The 25,181-nt window shown below is 72.7% G+C and carries 17 protein-coding genes and 1 pseudogene; 7 read left to right on the top strand and 11 right to left on the bottom strand.

All coding sequences use genetic code 11. From position 1 onward, the window contains the following. Positions 1-117: 117 nt before the first annotated feature. Positions 118-1,212, bottom strand: a complete 1,095-nt coding sequence (locus CIK06_RS27800) for a glycoside hydrolase family 11 protein (RefSeq protein WP_095567270.1) — start codon at positions 1,210-1,212, stop codon at positions 118-120. Positions 1,213-1,619: 407 nt separating this feature from the next. Between CIK06_RS27800 and katG the strand changes: the two genes are divergently transcribed. Next, positions 1,620-3,815 (top strand): catalase/peroxidase HPI, encoded by a 2,196-nt coding sequence (katG, locus tag CIK06_RS27795; RefSeq protein WP_095567269.1) that lies wholly within the window; start codon positions 1,620-1,622, stop codon positions 3,813-3,815. 100 nt (positions 3,816-3,915) lie between these two features. Here katG and CIK06_RS27790 read toward each other — a convergent pair whose 3' ends face one another. Continuing rightward, positions 3,916-5,664 carry a serine/threonine-protein kinase gene (locus CIK06_RS27790; RefSeq protein WP_369916050.1) on the bottom strand — a complete coding sequence of 583 codons (1,749 nt, stop codon included), beginning with the start codon at positions 5,662-5,664 and terminating at the stop codon, positions 3,916-3,918. Between the two features lie 375 nt (positions 5,665-6,039). Between CIK06_RS27790 and htpG the strand changes: the two genes are divergently transcribed. Next, positions 6,040-7,911: a molecular chaperone HtpG gene (gene htpG / locus CIK06_RS27785; protein ID WP_232534388.1), complete on the top strand. Its 1,872-nt coding sequence runs from the start codon at positions 6,040-6,042 to the stop codon at positions 7,909-7,911. A 47-nt stretch (positions 7,912-7,958) separates the two neighbouring features. Here the strand turns inward: htpG and CIK06_RS27780 are convergent, their stop codons facing one another. Next, the gene (locus CIK06_RS27780; protein ID WP_095567266.1) at positions 7,959-8,828 is read right to left on the bottom strand and encodes a L,D-transpeptidase family protein; all 870 of its coding nucleotides are present in this window, start codon (positions 8,826-8,828) and stop codon (positions 7,959-7,961) included. A 212-nt stretch (positions 8,829-9,040) separates the two neighbouring features. Here CIK06_RS27780 and CIK06_RS27775 point away from each other — a divergent pair, with 212 nt between their 5' ends. After that, the gene (locus tag CIK06_RS27775; protein WP_095567265.1) at positions 9,041-9,442 is read left to right on the top strand and encodes a YbaB/EbfC family nucleoid-associated protein; all 402 of its coding nucleotides are present in this window, start codon (positions 9,041-9,043) and stop codon (positions 9,440-9,442) included. Positions 9,443-9,811: 369 nt separating this feature from the next. On the opposite strand, the gene CIK06_RS27770 is transcribed toward CIK06_RS27775, so the two are convergent. The 3 genes from CIK06_RS27770 to CIK06_RS27760 are packed head-to-tail and all read right to left on the bottom strand — an operon-like array spanning position 9,812 to position 13,883. After that, on the bottom strand, positions 9,812-10,504 hold the full coding sequence (locus tag CIK06_RS27770; RefSeq protein WP_157756979.1) for a hypothetical protein: 693 nt from the start codon (positions 10,502-10,504) through the stop codon (positions 9,812-9,814). Next, on the bottom strand, positions 10,501-12,174 hold the full coding sequence (gene eccE / locus CIK06_RS27765) for a type VII secretion protein EccE (protein WP_157756978.1): 1,674 nt from the start codon (positions 12,172-12,174) through the stop codon (positions 10,501-10,503). Before eccE ends, CIK06_RS27770 begins: the two co-directional genes overlap by 4 nt. 29 nt (positions 12,175-12,203) lie before the next feature. Further along, positions 12,204-13,883, bottom strand: a complete 1,680-nt coding sequence (locus CIK06_RS27760) for a right-handed parallel beta-helix repeat-containing protein (protein ID WP_095567263.1) — start codon at positions 13,881-13,883, stop codon at positions 12,204-12,206. Positions 13,884-14,047: 164 nt separating this feature from the next. Here CIK06_RS27760 and CIK06_RS32060 point away from each other — a divergent pair. From CIK06_RS32060 to CIK06_RS27745, 4 genes and pseudogenes are all read left to right on the top strand, one after another. Continuing rightward, positions 14,048-14,221, top strand: a pseudogene (locus CIK06_RS32060) (YwqJ-related putative deaminase); the annotation flags it as partial. Then, positions 14,197-14,418 carry a YwqJ-related putative deaminase gene (locus CIK06_RS32705; RefSeq protein ID WP_369916048.1) on the top strand — a complete coding sequence of 74 codons (222 nt, stop codon included), beginning with the start codon at positions 14,197-14,199 and terminating at the stop codon, positions 14,416-14,418. The pseudogene CIK06_RS32060 and the gene CIK06_RS32705, both read left to right, overlap by 25 nt. Beyond that, positions 14,415-14,903, top strand: a complete 489-nt coding sequence (locus tag CIK06_RS27750) for an SUKH-3 domain-containing protein (RefSeq protein ID WP_095567262.1) — start codon at positions 14,415-14,417, stop codon at positions 14,901-14,903. Before CIK06_RS32705 ends, CIK06_RS27750 begins: the two co-directional genes overlap by 4 nt. Then, positions 14,897-16,216, top strand: a complete 1,320-nt coding sequence (locus CIK06_RS27745) for an SseB family protein (protein WP_095567261.1) — start codon at positions 14,897-14,899, stop codon at positions 16,214-16,216. The genes CIK06_RS27750 and CIK06_RS27745 overlap by 7 nt, the downstream gene beginning before the upstream one ends. A 54-nt stretch (positions 16,217-16,270) precedes the next feature. Here CIK06_RS27745 and CIK06_RS27740 read toward each other — a convergent pair whose 3' ends face one another. The 5 genes from CIK06_RS27740 to eccCa all read right to left on the bottom strand — a co-directional run bounded on the left by CIK06_RS27740 (position 16,271) and on the right by eccCa (position 25,128). Beyond that, a complete protein-coding gene (locus CIK06_RS27740; protein WP_095567260.1) occupies positions 16,271-17,242 on the bottom strand; it encodes a right-handed parallel beta-helix repeat-containing protein in 972 nt (323 codons plus the stop codon). 14 nt (positions 17,243-17,256) lie between these two features. After that, on the bottom strand, positions 17,257-18,513 hold the full coding sequence (mycP, locus tag CIK06_RS27735) for a type VII secretion-associated serine protease mycosin (protein WP_095567259.1): 1,257 nt from the start codon (positions 18,511-18,513) through the stop codon (positions 17,257-17,259). 148 nt (positions 18,514-18,661) lie between these two features. Beyond that, on the bottom strand, positions 18,662-20,398 hold the full coding sequence (locus CIK06_RS30355; protein ID WP_095567258.1) for a hypothetical protein: 1,737 nt from the start codon (positions 20,396-20,398) through the stop codon (positions 18,662-18,664). A gap of 31 nt (positions 20,399-20,429) precedes the next feature. After that, the gene (locus CIK06_RS27725; protein ID WP_095567257.1) at positions 20,430-21,047 is read right to left on the bottom strand and encodes a hypothetical protein; all 618 of its coding nucleotides are present in this window, start codon (positions 21,045-21,047) and stop codon (positions 20,430-20,432) included. A gap of 127 nt (positions 21,048-21,174) precedes the next feature. Then, entirely contained in the window at positions 21,175-25,128 is a 3,954-nt protein-coding gene (gene eccCa / locus CIK06_RS27720; protein ID WP_095567256.1) for a type VII secretion protein EccCa, read from the bottom strand. Positions 25,129-25,181: the final 53 nt, after the last annotated feature.

Here is a 25,181-nt window from a genome sequence, read left to right as displayed (position 1 = left end):
CACACCCCCGTCGGCCGGGTCCCGTCGACCCCGCGGTTGGGCCGGGCGCGGCCGGGACCCGGACCGGGTTTCGGCTGGCCGCCACAACCGCGGGATCGACGCGGTTGGCGACGGCCGTCAGGGGCTGGTGCAGCTGATGCCGCTGGGCGTGGCCGACCCGTCGCCGGTTCCGGTGTATCCGAACGTGGTGCTGGCGCCCGGTGCGAGCGTGCCGTTGTACGACGCGTTGCTGACCGTGACCGCGCCGCTCGTGCCGCTGTTCACGCCGTTCCACAGGCTGCTGATGGCCTGCCCGCCGGGCAGGGTGAGGCGTACCGTCCAGCCGTTCAGCGTGCCGGATCCGCTGTTGGCCACGGTCACGTTCGCCTGGAAGCCGCCCTGCCAGCTGTTGACCGTCGAGTAGGTGGCGCTGCACCCGCTCCCGCCCGGCGGGCTGGTGGGCGCGGCCGTGGTCGGTGCGGCGGTGGTCGGTGCGGCGGTGGTCGGCGCGGCCGTGGTGGGGGCGGCCGTCGTCGGCGAGCTGGTGGAGCCCACGGTGATGTTGGAGTTTCCGCTGCTCTGGTAGCCCTCGGTGGCGAGGATCTGGTAGTCGTGGCTGCCGAGGTTCATGCCGTGGCTGGCCCAGGCGTCGAAGTGGTTGCCGGTGGTGATGGTGCCGCCGGTTTTTTTGGATTGGCGGACGCTCCAGTATTGGTTGAAGGTTTGGTTGCCTTCGATGGAGGGGGCGTTGTAGCGGGTGGTTTCGTAGATGTCGTAGGTGCCGCCGTCGCTGGTGACGGTGCCTTTGTAGGTGCCGGTGGGTCGGTAGGTGCCCCAGTTGTCGACGATGTAGTACTCGACGAGGGGGTTTCTGGTCCAGCCGTAGAGGGCGAGGTAGGCGTTGCCGGAGGGGTTGAAGCTGCCGGAGTAGGTGACGGTTTGGCGGGTGCCGGGTTTCCAGCCTTTGCCGGCGACGAAGTTGCCGACGTTGCTCCAGGTGGTGCTGTAGTTGCCGCCGGAGCCGAGGTCCATGGAGACCGAGCCGCCGCCGTCGGTCCAGAAGGAGAAGAAGTAGCCGTTGTTGGTGCCGGTCTGGTTGGAGGTGATGGCCGCACTGGCGGTGCCGGGCAGGATCGCGGCGGTCACGACGAGCGCCACGGCACAGGCGCCGCCGGTGAGTAGCCGCAGCCGGCCGCGTCGGCGGCTCGTTGTGCGGGCAGGAACGTCATTCATCGCTGCGCTTCCTCTTCCGTTGGATCGACATACTTCGACATCTATCGATGGCCGCAGTATGGGTCCGTCGGCGAGTCGCTGTCAACGAGTCTCGGAAAGTTTGCGAAACCCCGATGCCGGTTATCGATCGTTCAGTTGGAGGTCTCCGCTGCTGGATGGGTGGTCGACAGGAGTGCCGATAGATGATCGGCCATGGCTGGTGGCTTGCTCCGGATCGCAGCGGAGCTGGGAGGCCGAAAGTTTCGGCGACCTTTCGGCCACCGACCGAGCTTTCCCGGGGCGGGCACGAGGCGGCGCGAGGTCCGCCTATACTTGATTCATTCCAGAGGAGTGGGACAGACCTCGGGAGGTGCCGCCGCCGGCCCCGAGGCCACCGGAATAGACAGCAGACAGGGAGAAGGACCGACGTGTCTGATCGCGGCAGCGAGAGCGAAAACCCAGTAATCCCCGCCCCGAAGCCCCGGGCGGACAAGCCCAGGACCAACCAGGACTGGTGGCCGAACCAGCTGAACCTGGCCGTCCTGCGCCAGAACTCCCCCCGGTCCAACCCCCTGGGCGGGGACTTCGACTACGCGGAGAAGTTCAAGGACCTCGACGTCGAGGCGCTCAAGCGGGACATCAACGAGGTGATGACCACCTCGCAGGACTGGTGGCCGGCCGACTACGGCCACTACGGTCCGCTCTTCATCCGGATGAGCTGGCACTCCGCGGGGACGTACCGGATCGCCGACGGCCGCGGTGGCGGTGGCGCCGGCGCCCAGCGCTTCGCACCGCTGAACAGCTGGCCGGACAACGCGAACCTGGACAAGGCGCGGCGGCTGCTCTGGCCGGTCAAGCAGAAGTACGGCCAGCAGATCTCCTGGGCCGACCTGCTGGTCTTCGCCGGCAACTGCGCACTGGAGTCGATGGGCTTCAAGACCTTCGGCTTCGGCTTCGGCCGGGAGGACGTCTGGGAGCCCGAGGAGGTCTTCTGGGGTCCCGAGGACACCTGGCTCGGCGACGAGCGCTACAGCGGTGACCGGCAGCTTTCCGGCCCGCTCGGCGCCGTACAGATGGGTCTGATCTACGTGAACCCGGAGGGTCCCAACGGCACCCCGGACCCGCTCGCCGCGGCCCGGGACATCCGGGAGACCTTCCGGCGGATGGCGATGAACGACGAGGAGACGGTCGCCCTCATCGCCGGCGGACACACCTTCGGCAAGACCCACGGCGCCGCCTCGGCCGAGTACGTCGGCCCGGAGCCCGAGGGCGCGCCGGTGGAGAGCCAGGGTCTGGGCTGGAAGAACACCTACGGCAGCGGCAAGGGCAAGGACACCATCACCAGCGGGCTGGAGGGCGCCTGGACGCCCACCCCGATCACCTGGGACAACAGCTTCTTCGAGACCCTGTTCGGGTACGAGTGGGAGCTGGCCGAGAGCCCGGCCGGCGCCAAGCAGTGGAAGCCGAAGGCCGGCGCCGGCTCGGACGCGGTGCCCGACGCGCACGACCCGTCGGTCCGGCACGCCCCGTTCATGGCCACCACCGACCTCGCGCTGCGGATGGACCCGACCTACGAGCAGATCTCGCGGCGGTTCCTGGAGAACCCGGACCAGCTCGCGGACGCGTTCGCCAAGGCCTGGTACAAGCTGCTGCACCGGGACATGGGACCGGTCTCCCGCTACCTCGGCCCGTGGATCCCCGAGCCGCAGCTGTGGCAGGACCCCGTACCGGCCGTCGATCACGACCCGGTCGGGGCCGAGGACATCGCCGCGCTCAAGGACCGGATCCTGGAGTCGGGGCTGTTCATCTCGCAACTCGTCCGCACCGCATGGGCGTCGGCCAGCAGCTTCCGCGGCACCGACAAGCGCGGCGGGGCCAACGGGGCCCGGATCCGCCTGGAACCCCAGCGCAACTGGGAGGTCAACGAGCCGGCCGAGCTGGCCACCGTGCTGGAGACGCTGGAGCGGGTCCAGCGGGAGTTCAACGACTCCCGTTCCGACGGCACCAGGATCTCGCTGGCCGACCTGATCGTGCTGGCCGGCTGCGCGGCCGTCGAGCGGGCGGCGCGCACCGCGGGTCACGACATCACGGTGCCGTTCACCCCGGGGCGTACCGACGCCAGCCAGGAGCAGACCGACCCGGAGTCGTTCGCGGTGCTCGAACCGACCGCCGACGGCTTCCGCAACTACCTGCGGGCCGGCGAGAAGCTCCCGGCGGAGATCCGGCTGCTGGACCGGGCCAACATGCTGACGCTTACCGCGCCCGAGATGACGGCGCTGGTCGGTGGCATGCGGGCGTTGAACGCCGGGGTCGGCTCGGCCCGGCACGGCGTACTGACCGACCGGCCCGAGACGTTGACCAACGACTTCTTCGTGAACCTGCTCGACCTGGGCACGGAGTGGACGGCGTCCGGCTCGGCGGAGAACGTGTACGAGGGTCGGGACGTGGCCACCGGCAAGACCAGGTGGACGGCGACCGCCGTAGACCTCGTCTTCGGCGCCAACTCCGAACTGCGGGCCATCGCCGAGGTCTACGGGTGCGACGACGGGAAGGAGCGGTTCGTCCGCGACTTCGTGGCTGCGTGGGACAAGGTCATGAACCTGGACCGGTTCGACCTCGCCTGAGCACCGTGTCCGGGCCGACCGCACGGCCGGCCCGGACCCCGCCGGACATCAGGGCCCGGGTCGCGGTCCTCGGCTCGACCGGGGACTTCGGCCCGGGGCCTCACGCCGGGTGGAAGCTGGCCCGCAGCGCGGCCACGCCGTCCTGGTCCGCCGCCCAGCCGTCGTCCGGCCCCACCCAGCACAGGGTGTACGCGCGCCCGTTCAACGGGCCGGTGACCATCCGCAGGCTGTGCAGCCGTTCCCCGTACGGGGCCGTCCAGAGGAAGTCCCACTCGGCGCCGATCCGCCCCGACGTCCGGGCGAGGCTCAGCTTCTGGTAGTTGGGCAGCACGCCCCCGTTGATCCCGCGGCGCTCCTCGCCTCGCAGCAGGCCGACCGGGTCGTCGCTGGCCAGCTCCGCCGGGGTGTTGGGGTCCACGCTGATCGTCCGGCTGGACCGCGGGTCCTGGAAGCAGGAGACGTTCTGGTCGTGGAAGTGCACCCAACCGACCGGCACGACCAACCGGAATCCGCCGCTGTCCAGATACCAGGTCCAACCGTCGGGCGGCGGAAGGCTCTCGCCGGCCGGCGGCGGTTCGGCGGCGATCACCTTCTCCGTCAGCCCCGGGCGGATGCAGGCGAACGGCGGTGGGGGTACCCCCGGCGGCGGCTCCTGCCCCGGGCGGCCCGGCCGCCCGCCGGGCAGGGGGTTGGGGTCGTTCGGGTCGGGCGGCGTCTCGGCACCCCGGCTCGCCGGGACCACCGGCAGGTCATCGCGGCCCCAGTTGACAATCAGGGCCGTGCCGACCGCGGCCAGCACCACGGCCACCGCCGCGGTTCCCACCGACAGCATCCACCACCGGCGGGAGTGCGCGGGCGGCGGCGTCGGCACCGGCTCGGGCGGGCGGATCCGCTCGGTACGGGAGCGGACCGGCCGGTTGCCCGACTCGGACGCCGCGCTCAGCTCCGCCCACTCGGGACCCGTCTTCACCTCGCTCCGGACGATCGCGGCAAGACGTGCGCCCACCCCGGACCAGTCGGCGAGGGTCGGCTGATCGTCCATCGCGGTGCTGTCCAGCGCGCCCTCCAGCAGCCGCTCCACCTCGCCCGCGCCGATCCGCCGGGCCGGATCCCGGCGCAGCAGCCCGGCCAGGACCGGGGCCAGCGGCCCGGCGTTGGGCGCCGGATCGGGCGGGGCGGTGGCCAGCGCGGTGAGCGTCGCCATCGCGGTCGACCGGGCGTACGGGGATCTGCCCTCGACGGCCGCGTGCAGGGTGGCGCCCAGCGACCACAGATCGGTGGCCGGGGTGGAGGCGCCCTCCGCGGCCCGCTCCGGCGCCACGTACTCGGGCGAGCCCATGATCATGCCGGAGCGGGTGATTCCGTCCCGGCCGTCGTCGAAGGTGGCCAGCCCGAAGTCGGTGAGCAACACCCGGCCGTCGTCGGCGATCAGCACGTTGCCCGGCTTCACGTCCCGGTGCACGACACCGGTCCGGTGCGCGGCGATCAGGGCGGAGAGCACGGCCTGGCCGATCTGCGCGGCCCGGCGCGGTGACACCGGACCGCCGTCCAGGATGTCCTGGAGGGAGCGGGACGGCACGTACTCCATCACGATCCACGGCGTGGAGTCGACGCTCACCACGTCGTGCACGCTCACCACGTTCGGATGGTTGAGCCGGGCGGTGATCCGCGCCTCCCGCAGCGTGCGGGCGACCAGCCGATCCTGCTCCTCGCCGCCCAGCCAGTCCGGCAGGATGACCTCCTTGACGGCGACGTCCCGGTGCAGCACCTCGTCGCGGGCGAGCCAGACCCGACCCATGCCGCCCTGGCCCACCAGGCGTAGCAACCGGTAGCGCTCCCCGATCAGCACAGCCGCATCGCCGTTCCCTTCTACCATCGGCCTTCCGGCCCCCACAATAGTCAGCGAAGGCGGTGGATCGGGTGGCCCGAGGCGCACCTGACCGACAGCTGGACCTCCGGAACCCGCGCCCGGGCCGGCCACCGGTCGCCGCGCCGCTGGCAGCGGCCTGTGTCAATGGGCGCGGCCGTGCATCTGTCGTTCTTCGGACCCTGCCCCACCTGCGTATCGGCGGACGCTGTGCCAACCCGTGCTGGCCCTGTGTGACGGACCGGTGCGGATGCTCGTATCCTTTCCGGCGTGCACGCCCGGACATGAGAAGGGAATATCGTGAGTAACCGCGAGACGTTGGAGTTCCAGGCAGAGGCGCGCCAGCTGCTCCAGCTGATGGTGCACTCGATCTACTCCAACAAAGACATCTTCCTCCGTGAGTTGATCTCCAACGCCTCCGACGCGCTGGACAAGCTGCGCATCGCCTCGATGGTCGACAAGGACCTGGACGTCGACGCCTCCGACCTGCACATCGAGTTGGTGGTCGATGCGCAGGCGCGGACGCTCACGGTCCGGGACAACGGCATCGGAATGTCCCGTGACGAGGTCGTGCAACTGATCGGCACGATCGCCAAGTCCGGCACCGCGGAATTGCTGCGCAAGCTGCGGGAATCGAATGACGGCGGCGCCCCGCAGGAGCTGATCGGGCAGTTCGGGGTCGGTTTCTACGCCACCTTCATGGTGGCGGACAAGGTCGTCCTGCTGACCCGGCGAGCCGGGGAGAGCACCGGCACCCGCTGGGAGTCGGCGGGCGAGGGGACGTACGAGATCGAGCAGGCCGACGACGCGCCGCAGGGCACGACGGTCACCCTGCATCTCAAGCCCGCGGACCCCGAGGACCACCTGTACGACTACACCGCCGAATGGAAGATCCGGGAGATCGTCAAGCGGTACTCGGACTTCATCTCCTGGCCCATCCGGATGACCGTGGAGCGGCCCGGTGAGCCCGGCGAGGACGGTTCGCCCGGCGAGCCGACCCGCGAGGTCCAGACGCTCAACTCGATGAAGGCGCTCTGGGCGCGGTCCCGCGACGAGGTCGACGAGGCCGAGTACCACGAGTTCTACAAGCACGTCAGCCACGACTGGACCGACCCGCTCGAAGTGATCCACATGCGGGCCGAGGGGACCTTCGAGTACGAGGCGCTGCTGTTCATCCCCGCGCACGCGCCGTTCGACCTGTTCGCCCGCGAGGGCAAGCGGGGCGTGCAGCTGTACGTCAAGCGCGTCTTCATCATGGACGACTGCGAGGCGCTCACCCCGAACTACCTGCGGTTCATCAAGGGCGTGGTGGACGCGCACGACCTGTCGCTGAACATCTCCCGGGAGATCCTCCAGCAGGACCGGCAGATCCAGGCGGTCCGCCGGCGGCTGGTCCGCAAGGTGCTGTCGACCCTCAAGGAGATGCGGGAGAAGCAGCCCGAGCGGTACCGCACCTTCTGGGCCGAGTTCGGCAAGGCGCTCAAGGAGGGCCTGGTCGAGGACGTCGACAACCGCGAGACGCTCCTGGACCTCATCTCGGCGGCCTCCACGCACGACGCGGAGCAGCTCACCACGCTGCGCGGGTACGTCGAGCGGATGAAGGACGGCCAGAGCGACATCTACTACCTCACCGGCGAGACGCGTTCGGCGGTGGAGAACTCGCCGCACCTGGAGGCGTTCCGGGCCAAGGGGTACGAGGTGCTGCTGCTCACCGACCCGGTGGACGAGGTGTGGGTCGAGCAGGTCGGCGAGTTCGACGGCAAGCCACTGCGGTCCATCGCCAAGGGCCAGATCGACCTGGAGACCGAGGACGAGAAGAAGGCCGCGGAGACCGAGCTACAGGAGCGGCAGAAGGAGTTCGAACCGCTGCTGACCTGGCTGGGTGAGCGCCTGGCCGAGGACATCAAGGAGGCGCGGCTGTCCACCCGGCTGACCACCTCCCCGGCGTGCGTGGTCGGCGACGCCCAGGACCTGACGCCGAACCTGGAGCGGATCTACCGGGCGATGGGGCACGAACTGCCGCCCAGCAAGCGGATCCTGGAGCTGAACCCGACGCACCCGCTGGTCGGCGGGTTGCGCAAGGCGCACGAGCAGGGCGGCGACGAAGAGGCGCTGGGGCGTACCGCCGAACTGCTGTACGGCATGGCACTGCTGGCCGAGGGCGGCGAGTTGAAGGACCCGGCGCGATTCGCCCGACTGCTCGCCGAGCAGCTCAGCGCGGCCGTCTGAGACCTGTCCGGGGTCCCGGGCCGGATCCGGCCCGGGACCCCGGCGGCTCAGTAGACCCAGACGGACGCGCCGATCGGGAGCTGATCGTTGCTCCAGATCCAGTCCATCGCGGCCAGCGTCACCCGGGCGCAGCCGTGCGAGGCCGGCTGCGGCGGGACGCTGGTGAACCCGTGCACCGCGATCCCCTGGTGGTTGAAGTACTTCGGCCGGTACAGCCGACCCAGCGGTCCCGGATCCCAGGCGTTGACCTGGCCGTAGACCTTCCAGTGCCCCCGGGGCGTGTCGGCGAGGTAGCGCTGTCCATCGTGGTAGTAGTGCTCGAACGTGCCGGTGGAGGTGCTGAAGATGTGCTTGACCTCGCCGTCGTCCACCATCAGCAGCAACTGCCGGTCGAGGTCGATCTCCGCGACGTGCCCCGAGTCGCTGCGGGCGGACGGTCGTACGCCCCGGTCCAGCGCGGCGCGGGTCTTCGGGCCGACCACCCCGTCCCGGGTGTATCCGGCCGCCTTCTGCAGCGCGTACACCGCCTGCTGGGTGAGCGGGCCGAACTCCCCGTCCGGGTCGCCGAGCCAGTAGCCCAGGTCCCGTAGCCGACGCTGCACGGCGGCCACCTCCGGCCCCGAGTCGCCCACCCGGAGCAGGTCCGGACCGGTCGACGGCGACGCGGCGCCCGACGGAGACGCGGACGGGCTCCCCGGCCCGGTCGGGTCCGACGGTGACGGTGGTGCGCTCGACGGCGTACCGGAACCGTCGGACGGCGTACCGGTCGCACCGTCGGACGGCGTACCGGTCGACGGCGCCGGGGCCGCGGTGCCGGTGCCGGGAACGCCCGGGGCGTCGGGAGCGGCGGTACCGCAACCCGCCGCGAGCAGAGCGAGGGCGGCAAGCACTCCCGCGGGAGCGGCGAGCCGAGACATGAGCAACACCCCTTTCACCGGATTGAACGTCACCGGTTGAACCAAACCGTGCTCCTCACCGGTTGAACTCACTGTGCTACCCGGTTCGCTCACCGCCCAACCACGGCGGGCGGCTGCGAGGCACGGCACATAGCTTTCGGTGATCAATTTGGTACGGAGGGCAGCGATAATCCGGCAAATGTCGATACGATGCCGCTGCCGGGAGGAGTGCCATGTTTCGGGACGAGGCTGAGCTGGACGCGGCCGCACGCTGGGTCGACGGCTGGCAGGACAGGATCGAGCAGCAGGCCGCACGCGCCCGCGAACTGGGCGAGCGGGTACGCGCGATGACGGTCACCGTACGCGGCGCCGACGACCTGGTGGAGGTGACCCTCTCCTCCTCGGGCGCGCTCTCCGGACTGCGGCTGTCCGACTCCCTCCGGCGACAGCCGGCGGCGGAGATCGCCGAGCAGATCCTCCAGGTGGCCCGCACGGCATCGGACCGGCTCGCCGAACGGATCAGCGCGGCGACGGCCGAAACGCTGGGCGCCGACAGCGCCGCGGGTCAGGCGATGATCGACTCGTACGCCCGACGCGCGTCGCTACCGTCCACAGAGCTTGGACATGACCGCTGACCACGTCGCGGTCACCACAACCGACCTGCACACCCATGCGGCCCACGTGGCCGCGGTCGCCTCGGCCGTGGCCGCGGCGAAGCAGGCTACCCGAGATCCCCAGCTACGACGTCGTCTCCTGACATTCCACCTCCGGCCCGACCATCCGTGACAACGGACGGGATCGAACGCGTCTTTCGCGGCTATACCCGAGAGTCATAAAGATGACTCTCGGGTATAGCGGGCAAAGATCTTGTCGCAGCCAGCGAGGTCACCGTGGGTGACGGCCGGAAATGCCGGCACGTCGGCACGCCGGCACGTCGGCACGCCGGCACGCCGGCACATGGAAGACCGGGAACGAGCGGCGACCGGTCCCCGAGCGTGCGCCGGTCAGTCGGCGCGAGCAGCGGAACCCAGCAGGCTCTGCTCGGTGGGGGTCAACCCCAGCATGACCCACTGCAGCCGCCCCTTGCTGATCACGCCCACCATCTCCGGATGGATCCGGGGCAGCCAGCTGCGGGCCTCGGTCAGTCCCAGCGCCGTGCCGGCGATCGACGCCTCCGGCTGGGTCAGCCGTTGCAGCAGCACCACGTCGCTGCGCACGATCGCGTCCACATCCCAGTTGGCCAGATCGTCCCGGACCACCAGGGTCGCCCGCCACGCCGCCGGCTCGACCGGCTCGGGTCCGGCCGTGGGCCCGATGTCGACCAGGACGAACTGCGGGTCGACGGCCGAGGCCTGGACCGGCGGCTGCGCGCCCACCGGGAGGAAGGCCGCCGAGTCGCGGCCGACCGCGCAGCGGCGTAGGAAGGCATCCCAGTCCTGCTCGCGTGCCGTCTGAATGAACAGCCGGGCGCCCAGGGCCATCACCCGGAACGCCAGGAGTTGGGCGCAGCGCACGCCGCCGACCAGCAGCATCCGGGTCGGCTCCGGGCGGAACAGGCGTACCGCCACCGGTAGCTCGTCCCGGTTGTGTCCCAGCACCAGCCCGCTGCCGCCACCCAACAGGTCCAGCCCGCCGAGGGTGCCGGGGTCGGCCAGGTGCAGCCCCATCCGGCTGCCGGGGAAGCTTGGACCGGTCACCGGAGAAACCCTCCGAACGGCAGCGTCGCGGCCAGGCCGTACACCTGCTCACCGTCCATCCGCTCGATCCGGCCGCCGCCGGTGCGAACCGCGGCCGTCAGCGCCCGGTCCCCGGCCGCCAGCACCGTCGGGTTGCCGGCGATCAACCTGATGCCCACCTCGACCGCCACGTCGGCGCCGGTCCGGTTGCGCACCCCGTCGTCCCGGGTGGCGGCGATGGAGACCACGCTGCTGACCCCGGGCAGTTGGCACAACACCGGGTCGACCTGCCAGGGCATGCGGGGCCAGCGCACCATCCGGTAGCAGCTCTGCGGGAAGTCGCCGTTCGCCCAGCCCCGCCAGGTCTCCCGGCCGATCATCCGCTCGCTCGCCGTGCCGTACACGCCCTGGGTCTCGGCCTGGGCGGGGAGCCGCGCCAGGTACGCGACCGCGGCCAGCAGTTCGTCCCGGCTCAGCAGCCGGGCGCCGATGCGGGACTGCCGCAGTTGCCGGCGGGACCGGCGGATCGCCGAGATGAGCGCCGGGCGCAGGTCCCGGTCCAGGTAGAAGTCCGCGGTACGTACCGCCTGCAGCACCAGCCAGGTCCGACGCTGCGCCGGAACGTCGCCGTTGACCAGTTCCCGGTACGACCGGTCGACCCCCGGCCCGTTCAGCGCCCGCGGCGCCGGCGCGATCTGGACGAGCATCTGCGCCGCGATCGGCGGCGCCTCGGAGTCCCGCGCCGGCAGCAGCGCGGCCGGCGAGGGCAGCGCCCGGGGCGGGCCACCGACCAGCGCCCCGTCCGCCGGGTCCACCTCGAACACCACGCTCAGCCCGCCGCGATGGGTGATCACCGCGACCGGTTGGTCGTCCAGGTCCAGCGCTTCGACCTCGGCGGACTCCTCGACGAAGGTGAGCAGGTTCAGCGACTGGCTGCCGCCGGTGGCCGGCAGCAGGTGACGGCGGAACCGGTAGCGGAGCCAGACCGACAGCCACTGGTGCAGCCACCGCCCACGCCGGCGGATGACGGTGGGCGCGAGCAGCACCACGGCCACCCCGGTCACCGACATCGTGAGCATCGGCCCGTGCCGGCTGGCGGCCAGGATGGCGGCGAGGGCCACCTGCCACGCGACCAACTGGCCCACGTGGACCGCTCCGACCGCGGCCCGGAACCGGTGCGGGCGTACCGAAGCGCCGCTCGCGGTGGCCGCGGCCGCTGTGCCGGCCGGGCCGGCCGGGCCGGGCTGGGCGGTTCCGGTGGCCGCCGCAACCGTCACGGTCGCCGTCGCGGACGCCCGGGGTGCCGTCGCCGCCCGGTTGGCGGCACCGGCCTGGGCCGCTGCCCCGGCCCGACCGACCGCTCCGGGCTGGGCAGCCACTCCGACCCGGCCGGCCGTGCCGGATCGACCCGCCGTGGTGGCCGGCGCCGCCGGCCCGCTCCGACCCGCCGGGCCGGCCTGGCCCGGGTACGCGGGGGACGCCGGTCCGCGCTGCGCCGGAACGCCCTGGCCCTGGCCCAGGCCGTCCCAACCGGGCGCGGTACGCCCGTCGGCGCCGCCCAGCGTCGGTGCGGCCGGACCCGCCGCCGGACCGGGCGCCTCGCGGGCCGCGCCCGGAGGCCGCCCGGCCAGCCCGGAGGCATCCTGCTGCCATCCCGGTTCGCCCGGCCGTGTCGAACCTGGCGTCGTCACCGCAGCCCTCCCCGTTCGGTTCCGCCGGCTCAGCGGCCGGTCGCCGTGCGTACGTCGGTGACGGCCACGGTGCGCAGTTCGTCGAGGCTGGGTCGCTGACCGGACTGGCGCAGCCGCTGGGCCTGTGCCTTGCGTACGCCCTCGAAAAGCTTCCGCGCCTCGCGGGCGTTGCCGAAGTTCTGGTCCCGCTCGATGCCGGCGAAGTGCTCGACCAGCACCTCCGCCACGCCGTCGGCGAGCAGGTACTCGTCGGTCGCGGCCATCCGCTGCACGATGATCACCAGCTGTTCGGGTGAATAGTTGCCAAACTCGATGGTCTTGGCGAACCTCGACGCCAGGCCCGGGTTCGCGTCCAGGAACTGGAGCATCTCGGCGGTGTAGCCGGCGGCGATCACCGCCACCTCGTCGCGGTGATCCTCCATCAGCTTGACCAGGGTGTCGATGGCCTCCTGCCCGAAGTCGCCACCGGTGCCCATCGACCGGGAGAGGGTGTACGCCTCGTCGATGAACAGCACGCCGCCACGGGCCCGGTCGAACGCCTCGGCGGTCTTCTCGGCCGTGTGTCCCAGGTACTGCCCGACCAGGTCCCGCCGGGACACCTCGCGGAACGCGCCGCCCGGGAGCGCCCCGAGCGCCGCCAGCAGCTCGCCGTAGATCCGGGCCACCGTCGTCTTGCCGGTACCCGGGGCACCCGCGAAGATCAGGTGGTGGCTGACGGCGCTGACCGGCAGGCCGGCGCCGCGACGCCACTCGTTGACCTGGATCTCGTCGATCAGCGCCCGTACCTCGTCCTTGACGGACTCCAGGCCCACCATGCCGTCCAGATCGGACAGCAGCTTCTCGACCCGGGCGGGATCCTGTGCCGGCGCCGCCTTCGCCGCCTCGGCGCCGAACAACGCCCGCCGGCCGGCGTCGCCCTCCACGATGGTCGGCTCGGCACCCGGCGCGATCTCGACAGGCGGCATCCCGGTGTTCTCGTAGCTGCACTCCTGCACCGTGCCGTGGCAGCCGCGGGCGAACGAAACGGCCGGTCCGCGGGTGTCGCGGATGCGGCAGTGCCGGATGACCGGCGCGCTCTGGTGCACCGCGGCGATCCCGGTCCCGCCGATCTGCGCGATCTCGCAGGTCTCGATGACGGGCCGGCCGTACTGGTAGACGTAGATCCCGCGATTGCCGCACCGGGTCACGGTGCTGGTCCGGATGACCGGCTCCGCACCGATCCGGACGATGATGCCGTCCTCGGTGATGTCGGCGAACTCGCAGCCCTCCACCGTCCCGTCGGCGTCCTCCACCACCAGGCCGTACCGGGCCGCGGTGACCCGGCAGCGGGCCAGCGTGAACTGGGACCGACCACCCACGTCGACGGCGGTGCCGAACCCGGCGCTCAGCTCGCACCCGGTCATCGTGAGCCGGCTCCCGTTCACCGTCACCACCGGTGCATCGCCGGAACGCAGCACGAGGTCGCGCAGCTCCAGCGCGCCGTTGTTGCAGGACACCGTCGGGTACGCCCCGGCCGACGCGTCCAGGACAACGGTGCCGGCGCCCTGCGCCGCGACGATCGTCACCTCGCGGTCGTTGACGAACAGCGCCTCGTAGTAGGTGCCCGGACCGATCGAGACCACCGTGCCGTCCGTCGCCGCGGCCAGCGCGTCGCCGATCGAGGGATAGGCGCCGGGTTGGTCCGGGGAGACGAGGAGGGTACGAGACATGGCTCCGGCTTCAGGGCGCGACGGACGGTGAGGGATGGGCCGACGATATCGCAGCGCGACCAACCCGGGGCACCCCCGACCGGCCGGCTAGGCTGCGGACACGACAGTCGCCGAGGGCTCCGCCAGGAGGTGCCGTGCAGGCAGGACAGGCCGCGCCGGCCCGGATGCTCCCCCTGGTCGCGGGCGCGCTGCTGATCGGCGACACCGTGCACACCCACACCTCGGTTCGCGGCGACCTCGCCCCCGAACTGCATCCGCTGATCCGACGCTTCCTCAACGAACTGCCGACCGGGCAGCGGGAACGGTACGCCGGATGGTGCGCCGAGCCCGTACTGCTCTCCGACCGCCTGTACGCGGCGGAGCGCGACGGCGGCGCTCCGCTCAGCCCGGTCCGGGCCAGGGAGGTGCTCTGGGGGCGCGGCTACGGCTGGTCCGGGTACGCGAACCCGGCGACCCGGCGCACGGCACCGGCCAGCAGCCCTGCCGGTCCTGCACCGCCCTGCTCGACTGGTTCGGAGTGGAGGTTCTGCCGTGACCGACGAGCGCTTTCCCGCGGCGGTGGCCGAGGCGCTCGGCGCCGCCGGCTGGCGGCCCGGCCGCCGCGACGAGACGCTGGCCCGGGACCTCGGTCTGGCCGTGGCCGGTTACGCCACACCGGACGGTCGGCAGCACGTCGTGGTGCCGGCGGCGATCGAGGCGTATGCGGAGTTCGGCGGGCTGCGGGTGACGCCGGTCGGCGACGGCGAGCGGGTGGCGCCCAGCGCCGTGGACCTCGATCCGCGTCGGGCGCTGCCGGCGGTGCGTACCCTGGCCGGCCTGGCCGAGGTGCTCGGCGGCCCGCTGAGCCCGCTCGGTGTGGAGGGCGACAACGTCGGCATCCTCGCGGTGGGCGGCTCCGGGCGGGTGTTCCTGCTCGACCACACTGCCGAGTGGTTCGCCGGGGAGTCGGTGGCGGCGGCGCTCACCGCGCTGTTGTCCGGCCACGAACTCGCGCGGATCGCCGAGGACGGCACGTGGTGACCGAGTGGCGGCCGGCGACCGAACCGGAGCGCGCCATGCTCGCGGCCGTCGGGGCGGCCGACCGGGAGGCCCTGCTGGCCGCCCTGGCCACCGGTCCGCTGCTGCTGCCCGTGTCGCCGGAGGCGGCCGCCGGGCGGGCGGCGCCGGCCTGGCCGACGGCCATCCTGGAGGGCGTCACCCACGTGCTCGCGTTCACCTCTCCCGAGGCGATCGCCGCCTGCCTGCCTGGCCGGTCGGTCAGCTACCGGGCCGACAGCCTCACCGGTCTGGTGGTCGGCTGGCCGGACGACGACTGGCTGCTGGCCGTCGACCCGGGTCTGCCGATCCAGCTCCGGCTCGGCGTGCAGGAGGTGCGGGACGCCCCCGGGCTGACCGCGGAGCTGGCGACCGAGGCGGCACTGCGGGACGCGGTGCTCGCCCGGGACGGGGACGCGTTGACCGTGGCGCTGCTCCGGGCGCCGCTGGTGGTGCCCCTGGCGCCGGACGGATCCGGATCACGGGACCTCACCGACCCGGAGTTCCCCTGGTGGCGACTGCCCGACGAGGCCGGCGCGCCGACGGTGCCGGTCTTCACCTCCGAGGCCCGGCTGCGGCAGGTGCTCGGCGAGCACGAACTGGTCCAGGTGAACAGCCTCCAACTGGCCGACAACTGGCCGGACCCGCAGTGCCAACTGGTGGTCAATCCGGGTACCCCGGTCACGGCCGCGCTGCCGGGGACCTCCGTGCTGGCCCTGCGCGACTGGCTCGGCGAGGTCCGGACGACCCTGGTGGAGGCCGTCGACCAGGAGAGGCGGCGGGAGGCCGAGGCGGAGCCGCCGGTACGGCCGGACTGGGCGGGTGCGGTCGACGAGCCGGAGGAGGATCCGGATCCCGACCTGCCGGTACGGCTCCAGATCGCCGTGCCACACCGGTACGTCCCGTCCTACCTGGAACAGGGCTACGACCGGGTGGCCGGCCTGGTGCACGCGTGGTCCGGGCCGGGCCGGGACACGCCGGCGCGGCTCTACCGCCGGCTCGGCCTGCTCGGCGAGGGCTCGCCGTTCCAGGAGTCCGATGAGTGGGTGGCGGTGTTGCGCTGGTCGCCGGACGAGACGACCCCTGCCGACTGGGTCCGGGGTGACCCGCGGATGGAGGCGATCGTCGTACCGGACGGGTGCGGGCTGCACGTGCTGCACCGGGACGGTCGGGACGAGCCGCTGGCCCGCTACGACGCCGCGGCCCGGAGCTGGCAGCCGACGCCCGCGGACGGGCCGGCCACGGACCGCGGGCCGGCCACGGACGGGCCGGCCGCGGACCGCGGGTCGGACTCCTGACGGCCCCGGCCGGTGGCAGGGACGCCGGTCGCCCCGCGGGCGGGACCGACGCCCTCAGGTGCCGGAGTGGGCCCTGAACCAGGCCTTCGCCGGGCCGCTGCGCAGCAGCGCGATGGCGACCGTGGCGAGCGCGCCGACCACCAGCGGGGTGAGCATGGTCCGCTCGAAGTGCAGCCGGCCGCGGACCAGCAGCATGATCAGGGTGATCAGGAACAGGGCCACGGTGATCCCGGCCGGGCCGCGCAGGATCTGCGAATCGCCGGTCCAGGCGAGCCAGATGCCGATCACCGTGACGAACGTGATGAGCAGGCAGAGCGCGAGGATGGCCAGCGCGACGATCCACAGCAGCCACTTCGGATCGCCCTCGGCGCGGTAGGTGGCGACCGTGAAGCCGATGCCGGCCACCAGCCAGGTCAGGGCCGCGGGCACCATCAGCAGTACGGCGGCGATCACCGCCGGGGGCCGCCGGGTTCCCGCGGGCGTTCCGGAGCCGTCGCGCAGCGGCCGTGTCGACAGGTGGCCGCCGGGCGCCACCGCGACGGCCGGGTCGACGGACGCCTCGACCCGACAGTCGGTGACGCTGCCGCGGCAGCCGTCCCCCACGGCCACGGCGGGGCCGTCGGCGGCGCGGATCCGGCACCCGCGCAGCGTCAGTTCCGAGCCGTCGCGGACGTCGACGGCCGGCCCGCCGTCGCTGGTCAGCTCGCAGCCGGTGACGGTGAGCCGGGACCGGCCGACACTGACCGCCGGGGCGCCGCCGCAGCGCAGCACGAGATCCCGCAGTTCGAGGCGCCCGTTGCGGCAGGACGCCGCCGGATGGCTGGTCGACGCGGAGGCGTCCACGATCACCGTTCCGGCGCCCTGCGCGGCCACGATCGTCAGGTTGCTGTCGTTGACGTACAGCGCCTCGTAGTACGTGCCGGGCGCGACCGACACCGTCGCACCGTCGGCCGCCGCCGACAGCGCGGCGCCGATCGTCGGGTACGCGTCGGACTGCTCCGGCGCGACGATCAGGGTCTGACTCACGGCTGCCGACACCCCTAGTCCGTTGGCGGGCGCCAGAGCGTCTCGTCGCCCGGGGGCGCCGGTGGCCCGCCGACGGGCTGGGCCGGTGGCCCACCGTCGGCGCCGGGATCCGGTCCGGCCGGCGGGGTTCCCCGCTTCCGGCGGCGGCGTCGGATGATCGCCCGCACCCCGAGCGCGATGAGGGCCAGCACCACCAGCAGTAGTGCGATGCCCCGGGCCAGGCCGGGCCAGTCGATGCCGCGGTCCGGCCGCGGCCGGTCCCACTCGTACACCGGGTCCGCCTCGGCCGACGGGCTGGGCTTGCTGGCCCGGCCGTCGGGCTGGCCGACGAGCGCCTGCTCAAGGTCGACGATGCCCCAGCCGAACGCCTCGTCGTGGCCCTTGGGGCCGGCGTCCTTGGCGGTCTCGATCAACCGGCCGTACAGGTCGTGCACCGAGATCTTCGGGTACCTGGCCTTCACCAGCGCGGCCACCCCGGACATGATCGCGGTGGCGTCGCTGCTTCCGGTGCCGGTCCGGTAGAGCCCGCCCGGCGCGGTGCTGATGATGTCGGCGCCCGGCGCGGCGATGTTGATGTCCTCGCCGACGATCGTCGCCGGGCTGTGCTTGCCGTCCCGGTCGGTGGCGGTGACGGCCAGCGCGCCCGGGTGCTTCGCCGGGTAGCCGACAAGGCCGTCCAGGTCGGTGTCCTTGTTTCCCGCGCCCGCCACGACCAGCACGTTGTGCGTCCAGGCGTACTCCACGGCCTGGTTGAGGGCGGTGTCGTACGAGGAGGAGAGCGACACGTTCACGACGTCCGCGCCGTTGTCCACCGCCCAGGTGATGGCGGTGGCCACGGCGGTGGGCGCGATGAGCGGGCTCTTCGGGGACTTGACCGCTACCGGCAGGATCCTGGCCTTGGGCGCGATGCCGAGGATGCCGTCCCGGTTGCCCGGCCCGTGCCCGTGCCCGGCGATCAGCCCGGCCATCGCGGTGCCGTGGCCGATCCGGTCCGTCCAGCCCTTGCTGGTGCCGCTGAACAGGTCGGCACCGGCCAGCACGTTGCCCTTGAGATCTGGATGGCCGGCGTCCACGCCGGTGTCCACCACGGCCACGGTGACGCCCTCGCCCTGGCTGATCCGGTGCGCCTCGGCCACCCCGAGCGTGTCCAGGTACCACTCCTTGTCCCGGACGTCGTCGGCGTGCGCCGGCGCCGCGGGCAGGACGAGCGCGCCGAGCAGGCTCAGCGCGAGGGCGGACAGGGTCACGGTCGAGCGTCTGGCGACGCGCATGCTCGGTGCACCTTCCGTTACGGCCGCGCCGGCTCCGATGGCCGGTCGCGGCTGGACGCCTCGGCCCGGCGCGTGCCGGGCCTCGGCCGGTTCTCATGCTACGGGCCGGGTCACCCTGCGACCCCGCACGGTGACCGGCCCGTCGCGCTCAGCCCTGCCCCAGTGACCGGCCCTGCTGCCGCGGCCGGTGCTCGACCGGTGCCTCCAGCTCGCCGACCGCGGTGGACTCGGTGAGCCACAGTTCCTCGTCGCCGTCGCCGTACTCCCAGCTCTCCGGCTGCTCCTTGGCCCGACGTCCCGACCGGGCGGGGGGCACGGCGGTGCCCCCGGTGCCGCCGCGACGACCGCCGAGCGCCGGCTCCGGCCCGGTGGTCGGCGCCGGTCGCGCCGGGCCGCGCCCGGCCCGGCCGGTCAGGTTCGCCTTTCCGCCCCGGGCGCCGGACGGGGTGCCCTCGCCGGTCGCCCCGGGTCGCGGCGGGCGGCCGGTGGTCTCCGGCTCGGCCGGCGCCCCGGGACGCGCCGCCCCGCGCTTGCCGCCGAGGCTGGGCCGGGCGCCGCGGCCGGTGCCCTCCGTGGCCTCGCCCGGCAGCCCGGGTCGTCCGGTCTTGCCGGAGAGCTTGGGGCTGGCCGGCCCGCCGCCTCGGCCGGGCATCCGGGTGCCGGGCGCGCCGCTGCGCGGCGTACCCGGTCCGCCCTTGCTGCCCGGCAGCGTCGGCCGGCCCGGCGTGCGGCCCCGGCCCCCGGGCGGCGGTTCCGCGGCGGCGCCCGGCCGTCCGGGCCGGCCGCCGCCGTTGCGCGCCGTGCTGCCGGGCAGGGTGGGCCGGCCCGGCCCCCGGCCGCCCGGCCCCTCCCCGGTGGGCAGGTTCGGCCGGCCCGGCGCCGCGCCCCGGCCGCCGGGCAGGGTCGGGCGGCCGGCCGCGTTGGCGTTCGGGCCGCCGAGGCCGGGCGGCAGCGGCGCCGGCGGTGCCCCGGGGGCGGCCGGCGCGGGTGGCGGCGTCGGGACGCTGGGCGCGGCCGGGGGCGGGGCCGGCGGCGCCGCCACCCCACCGGCCAGGTCCAGGCCCGGGTCGGTGGGCGGCGGGTCGTGCGGCACCGTTGCCGCGGCACCCGGCCGGGTGGGCACGTCGGGCCGGGCCGGCGGCGCGCCGGCGGTGCCGCTCGGGCTGCCCGGCGGCCGCCCGCCCGGCGGCGTCGGCGCGCCCGGATGCGGCACGTCGTTCGGGTCGACGATGGGGGCGTTCGTCGGGCCCTTGAACTTGCTGCCCTTGGAGACCTGCTGGAGGTAGACGTCCACGTACGTGTCGGCCAGCGGCTTCATGATGTCGACGGCGCGGCCGTGGAACCGCTTGCGGATGTCGTCCGGGTTCTCCTTGGTGTCCCCGAACCAGTCGGTCGGGTCGTACCAGTCGAACTCCTCCTTGCCGTCGTTCTTCTTGAGGGCGGCCTCGTACTCCTCCCAGAGCGGCTTGAAGTCCTGCTGCGCCTTCTGGATCTTGTTGCCCAGCTGCTCCAGCCCGGTGGCGTTGTCGTGCGCGATCTTCTTCCACTCGTCCAGCGAGTAGAGGGTGGCGCCGATCTTGCCCATGAAGATCTCGCCGGCCGGCGACGTCCACTTCGCGTTCAGCGCGTCGCCGTGCCGCAGGATATTGTCCCGGGTGCTCTCCAGCAGCCGGGCCGTGCGGCGCCACATCTCGGAGAGCGCGAACGCGCGCTCGTCGCTCTCCTTCTGGATCATCGCCCACATCTTCTCGATGTTCGTGGCGCCCCAGTCGGTCGGATTGAGATCGTTGTTCGGGTCACTCGGGTCGTACGGCACGTAGGTGTCGGCCGCGCCGGCGTACCCGGGCAGGCTGACCGGCTGAAAGCCGTAGTACTCCTCGGACATCCCCGCTCCTGTAACGCTCGTCAGGCCGTCGTCACTGCTCGTATGTCGGCATCTGGAGGCTCGGGTCGTGCATGTCCTCGTCGTCGCCCTGGATCGTGTACTCGCCGTCGCCGCTGCCCACGGTCTGCTCCTGGTAGAGCACCGGGGTGTCGCCGCCGGCGGTCGACCCGGAGGATCCGTTGTCGCCGAAGTACGTCTCCGGGTCGGTGACCTCCGCCGGCACGTCGTTCGCCGGGTCGTTCTCGCCGCCGTTCTGCTGGTACAGGTCCTCAAGCGTCTGGTGGCCGTCGAGGTTGTTGAAGGCGCCGAACACCTTCTCGTTGGTGGCCTCGGCGAAGGCGTCCCCGCCGAGATACTCGGCCGAGATCGAGGAGGCGGCGGCGCTCAGCGCAGCGAGGCCCTTGATCACCTCGGCCAGCATCTGCGCCGCCGACGACCGGCTCTCGTCGTGCCGGCTGCGGAAGAACTTGGCCTCCGAGAGCCCGCCGGCGCCGAACGGCGCCTGCACGGTCAGCATCGGCTTGATGCCGGACTCGAAGCTGGGCCGGAAGTTCTTCTCCAGCTCGTCCTTGATGTGATTTGCGAAATCCTGCAACTGATGGATGTCGACCTCGACGTTGCCGTCCGCCAACCACTTGTCGCCACTCATCGGCCTCCCCGTTCGTCCGCGCCCGCCGCCGGCACGCCCTGCACCCGGTCCCTCCCTGCCCCGGGCGCGGCATCCGTCCAGCAGAGACAACGCTATCGCCGTTGCACAATATTGTGGGGGACGGATGTCACGCTGTGGACGCGAGATCCACCAACTGCACCAGCCGGGTGCCCTCGCGGCGGCTCACCAGCCAGCCACGGCCCGCCGGAAGCGGCCCCGGACGCACGTTGCCCAGCAGCACGCCCTCGTCCCGATCCCCCGACATCACCAGGCCCGGCGTGCTCAGCTCCCGCAGCCGCATCAGGATCGGCTCGTACAGCGCCCGGCTGGCGCCGCCGCTGCGGCGCGCGATGACCAGGTGCAGCCCGATGTCCCGGGCCTGCGGCAGGAACTCCAGCAGCGGAGCCAGCGGATTGCCGCTGCCGCCGGTCACCAGGTCGTAGTCGTCGACCAGCACGTACAGGTCGGGACCCTTCCACCAGTTGCGGGCCTTGAGCTGGTCCGGGGTGACGTCGGCGGGCGGCAGCCGGTCCCGCATCACGTTCGCGACCTCCGCCACGATCCCCTCGGTGATCTGCGCGGAGGAGCCGTACCCGATCAGGTGCGGCGTGGTGATGTCACCCAGCAGGCTGCGCCGGTAGTCGACGATGACCAGCCGGGCCTGGGTCAGGTCGTTCCGGTCCACGATGCTCTGCGCCAGCGCCCGCAGGAAGGTGCTCTTCCCGGACTCCCCGTCGCCGAACAGGATGAAGTGCGGATCCGCGGCGAAGTCCAGCAGCACCGGTTGCAGATCGGCCTCCGCGATGCCGACCGGCACGCCCGGCCGGCCGGTCTCCGGCAGGCTGCCGTACGGCAGGATCGCCGGCAGCAGCCGGATCGGCGGCGCCCCCGGCCCCTGCCACGCCTCGCCGATCGCGGCGATGAGCTTGCGGCTGCCGTCGGGCAGGCTCTCCGGCTCCTGCGTACCGTCGGCTCGCGGAAGGGCGGCGAGGAACTGCATCCCCTCCGGCGTGATGCCGCGTCCCGGCGCCCTGTCCGGCACGTTCATCGCGGCCCGGCGGTCCAGGTTGGAATCGCTCGCGTCGGCCAGCCGCAACTCCAACCGGGTCCCGAAGACGTCCCGGACCGCCGGTCGCAGGTCCATCCACCGCCCCGCGGTGATGACCAGATGGATGCCGAAGGACAACCCCCGGTTGGCGATGTCGTTGATCGCCGGCTCAAGGTCCTCGAACTCGGACCGGACGATCGCCCAGCCGTCGATCACCAGGAAGACGTCGCCGAACGGGTCGTCGGCGTGCTGCCCGAACCGGCGACCCCGGCGGTAGGCGGCCATCGACTCCACGCCCCGCTCCGCGAAGTACCGCTCCCGCTGGTTCATCAGCAACTGCAACTCGGCGATCGTGCGCCGGACCCGGCCGGCGTCCAGCCGGGTGGCGATCGAACCCACGTGCGGCAGCTCCCGCAGCGAGGACAGCGCGCCGCTGCCCAGGTCGAGGCAGTACACCTGGGCCTCCCGGGGCGTGTGGGTCAGCGCCAGGGAGGTGACGACGGTACGCAGCAGCGTGCTCTTGCCACTCTGCGGGCCGCCCACGATCACCGTGTGCCCGGCCGCGCCGGCCAGGTCCAGCCAGAGCACGTCGCGACGCTGCTCGAACGGCTTGTCCACGGTGCCCGCGGCGACCTGCAACTCGCCGTGCAGTCCGGCGTGCGCCACGGTGACCCCGCGGGCCGGGTCGGCGGTCATCGGCGGCAGGATCTGATCCAGGGTGGGCGGGTCGGACAGCGGCGGCAACCACACCTGATGGGCCGGTTCGCCCCGGCCCGCCAGCCGGCCGACCAGGATGTCCAGCAGGCTCTCCCCGATCGCGTCGGTGGGTTCGGGCGCCTCCTCCTTCGGCGCCCGGGGCAGCCGCGGCGCGACGTACTGGGTGGTGTACTCCTGCACCCGGTCCTCGCCGTCACCGGCGGCGACCGCCTCCGCCGTCTTGCTCCGGTACGTCCCCGACACGTACGCCGCGCGGAACCGGACCAGCGGCTCGGTCCCGTACCGCAGGTAGCCGTGCCCGGGCGAGCGGGGCAGCTCGTACGCGTCGGTGGCGCCGAGCACCACCCGGCTCTCCATCGCCGAGAAGGTCCGCAGGCCGATCCGGTACGACAGGTGGGTGTCCAACCCGCGCAGCCGGCCCTCCTCCAGCCGCTGCGAGGCGAGCAGCAGGTGCACGCCGAGCGACCGGCCGACCCGGCCGATCTGCACGAACATGTCGATGAAGTCCGGCTTGGCGGTGAGCAGCTCGGAGAACTCGTCACAGATGATCAGCAGGCTCGGCAGCGCGGCGAGTGGCGCACCGGCCGCCCGGGCCTTCTCGTAGTCCCGCTGGGAGGCGTAGTTGCCGGCCGACCGGAGCAGTTCCTGGCGGCGTACCAGCTCGCCGTTGATGGCGTCGGTCATCCGGTCGACCAGCGGAAGCTCGTCGGCCAGGTTGGTGATCACGGCGCTGGTGTGCGGCAGCTTGTCCAGCCTGGTGAAGGTCGCGCCGCCCTTGAAGTCGATCAGCACGAAGTTCAGCGTCTCCGAGGAGTGCGTCGCCGCGAGCGCCAGCACCAGCGTGCGCAGCAGCTCCGACTTGCCGGACCCGGTGGCGCCGATGAGCAGCCCGTGCGGACCCATGCCGTCCTGGGCCGACTCCTTCAGGTCCAGGTCGATCGGCGTGCCGTCCGGGGTCACCCCGAGCGGCACCCGCAACCGGTCCCGGTTCGGCCGCGGCGTCCAGGCCCGGTCGACGTCCAACTCGTACGGGTCGCCGAGGTTCAACAGCTCCGACAGGCCCAACTCCGCGGTGAGCGGCTGCTCCCCCCGCGACGCCGCGGACAGTCGCAGCGGCGCGAGCTGCATGGCCAGCGCCTCGATCTCCTCGACGCCGCAGCGGTCCGCCCGTCCGATCGGCGCCCGGCCGTCGAAGGTGCGGCTGTGCAGCTCGCCGTCGGCGGCCACCTCCAGGACGAGCCGGGCCCGGTCCAGCACCCGCGGCGGCGGCTGGGACAGGTCGAGCAGGGTGACCCCCTCGACACCGCTCTCGGCCATCAGGTAGTCCGACCCCGCCGGGTCGCCGCCGTCGAGCACCACCACCAGATGCGGTCCGACCAGGTGCGGATCGCCGCCGGACGGGTTGAACCGGGGACGGCTGGCCAGCACGTCGTCGAGCATCGCCTCCAGGCCGGTGACCGTGGGGGAGACCAGCCGGAGCGCGCCGAGCGCGTCGGCCTTGCTCGGGTGCAGCGCGTGCGGCAACCATTTGATCCAGTCCCACTTCGACCGGCGGTCCGGCGCCACACAGACCGCCACGAGCAGGTCGTCGGGGGCGTGGAAGGCGGTGGCCTGGGCGATGAGCGCCCGCACCATCGCGCGACCGGCCTCGTCGTCGCCCTGCAGGTGGACCCGGGAGAAGCCGTTGAGCGCCATCGTCACCGGCAGGTCGGGCACCTCGGCGTAGGTGACCAGGAACCGGCGCAGCGCCAGCGCGCACATCGGCTCCAGCTTCTCCAACGAGGTGGGGGTCGGCGGCACCAGCGGGGTGGCAAGCTCCTGCGGGCCGAGCCCGAGCCGTACGGTGGCGAAGTCCGCGTCACCCCGGCGGCGCTCCCACAGCCGGGCACCGAGCGGGACGCTCCACAGTGCGTCCGGGTCCGGATGCCGGTAGAAGGCCGCCTCCCGCTGCCGCCGGATGGTCTTGAGCACCCGCTTGCGGGTGCGGGACAGGTGGTCCATGTACTCCCGGCGGCGCTGCAACATCTCCTGCTTGCTGGCCCCGCCGGCGTGTCCGGACAGTTGCGAACCCAGCATGCCGAGGGCGGAGAGACCGAACAGGCCGCCGGTCACGTACGCCATGGAACCGCCGCGTGCGCCGGCGAACATCAGCGCCATGGCCACCGAACCGGCCAGCATCGGCAGCATCATCAGCATCTGGCCCCAGGCGCGGCCGGCCGGTGGGGGAACCTCCGGTGGCGGATCGAGCAGCACCTCGCCCGCCGGATAGTCCGGCTCCGGCTGCCGGGCCGGGCGCTTCACCACCACCGTGCCCACTGATCAGACCTCCCCAGGGTCGTTCGGGGCCGCCAGCGTACGAACCGGCACCG

This window comes from Plantactinospora sp. KBS50 (genome assembly GCF_002285795.1).
Taxonomy (GTDB): Bacteria; Actinomycetota; Actinomycetes; order Mycobacteriales; family Micromonosporaceae; genus KBS50.
The sequence above is the reverse complement of the archived record's forward strand: the minus strand, read 5'-3'. Positions and strand labels throughout refer to the sequence as shown.

Coding starts and splice junctions, on each gene's coding strand:
- CIK06_RS27800 (WP_095567270.1), bottom strand. CDS start 1,212: ATGAATGACGTTCCTGCCCGCACAACGAGCCGCCGACGCGGCCGGCTG.
- htpG (WP_232534388.1), top strand. CDS start 6,040: ATGGTGCACTCGATCTACTCCAACAAAGACATCTTCCTCCGTGAGTTG.
- CIK06_RS27780 (WP_095567266.1), bottom strand. CDS start 8,828: ATGTCTCGGCTCGCCGCTCCCGCGGGAGTGCTTGCCGCCCTCGCTCTG.
- CIK06_RS27775 (WP_095567265.1), top strand. CDS start 9,041: ATGTTTCGGGACGAGGCTGAGCTGGACGCGGCCGCACGCTGGGTCGAC.
- CIK06_RS27760 (WP_095567263.1), bottom strand. CDS start 13,883: ATGTCTCGTACCCTCCTCGTCTCCCCGGACCAACCCGGCGCCTATCCC.
- CIK06_RS32705 (WP_369916048.1), top strand. CDS start 14,197: ATGGTGCGCCGAGCCCGTACTGCTCTCCGACCGCCTGTACGCGGCGGA.
- mycP (WP_095567259.1), bottom strand. CDS start 18,513: ATGCGCGTCGCCAGACGCTCGACCGTGACCCTGTCCGCCCTCGCGCTG.
- CIK06_RS30355 (WP_095567258.1), bottom strand. CDS start 20,398: ATGTCCGAGGAGTACTACGGCTTTCAGCCGGTCAGCCTGCCCGGGTAC.
- CIK06_RS27725 (WP_095567257.1), bottom strand. CDS start 21,047: ATGAGTGGCGACAAGTGGTTGGCGGACGGCAACGTCGAGGTCGACATC.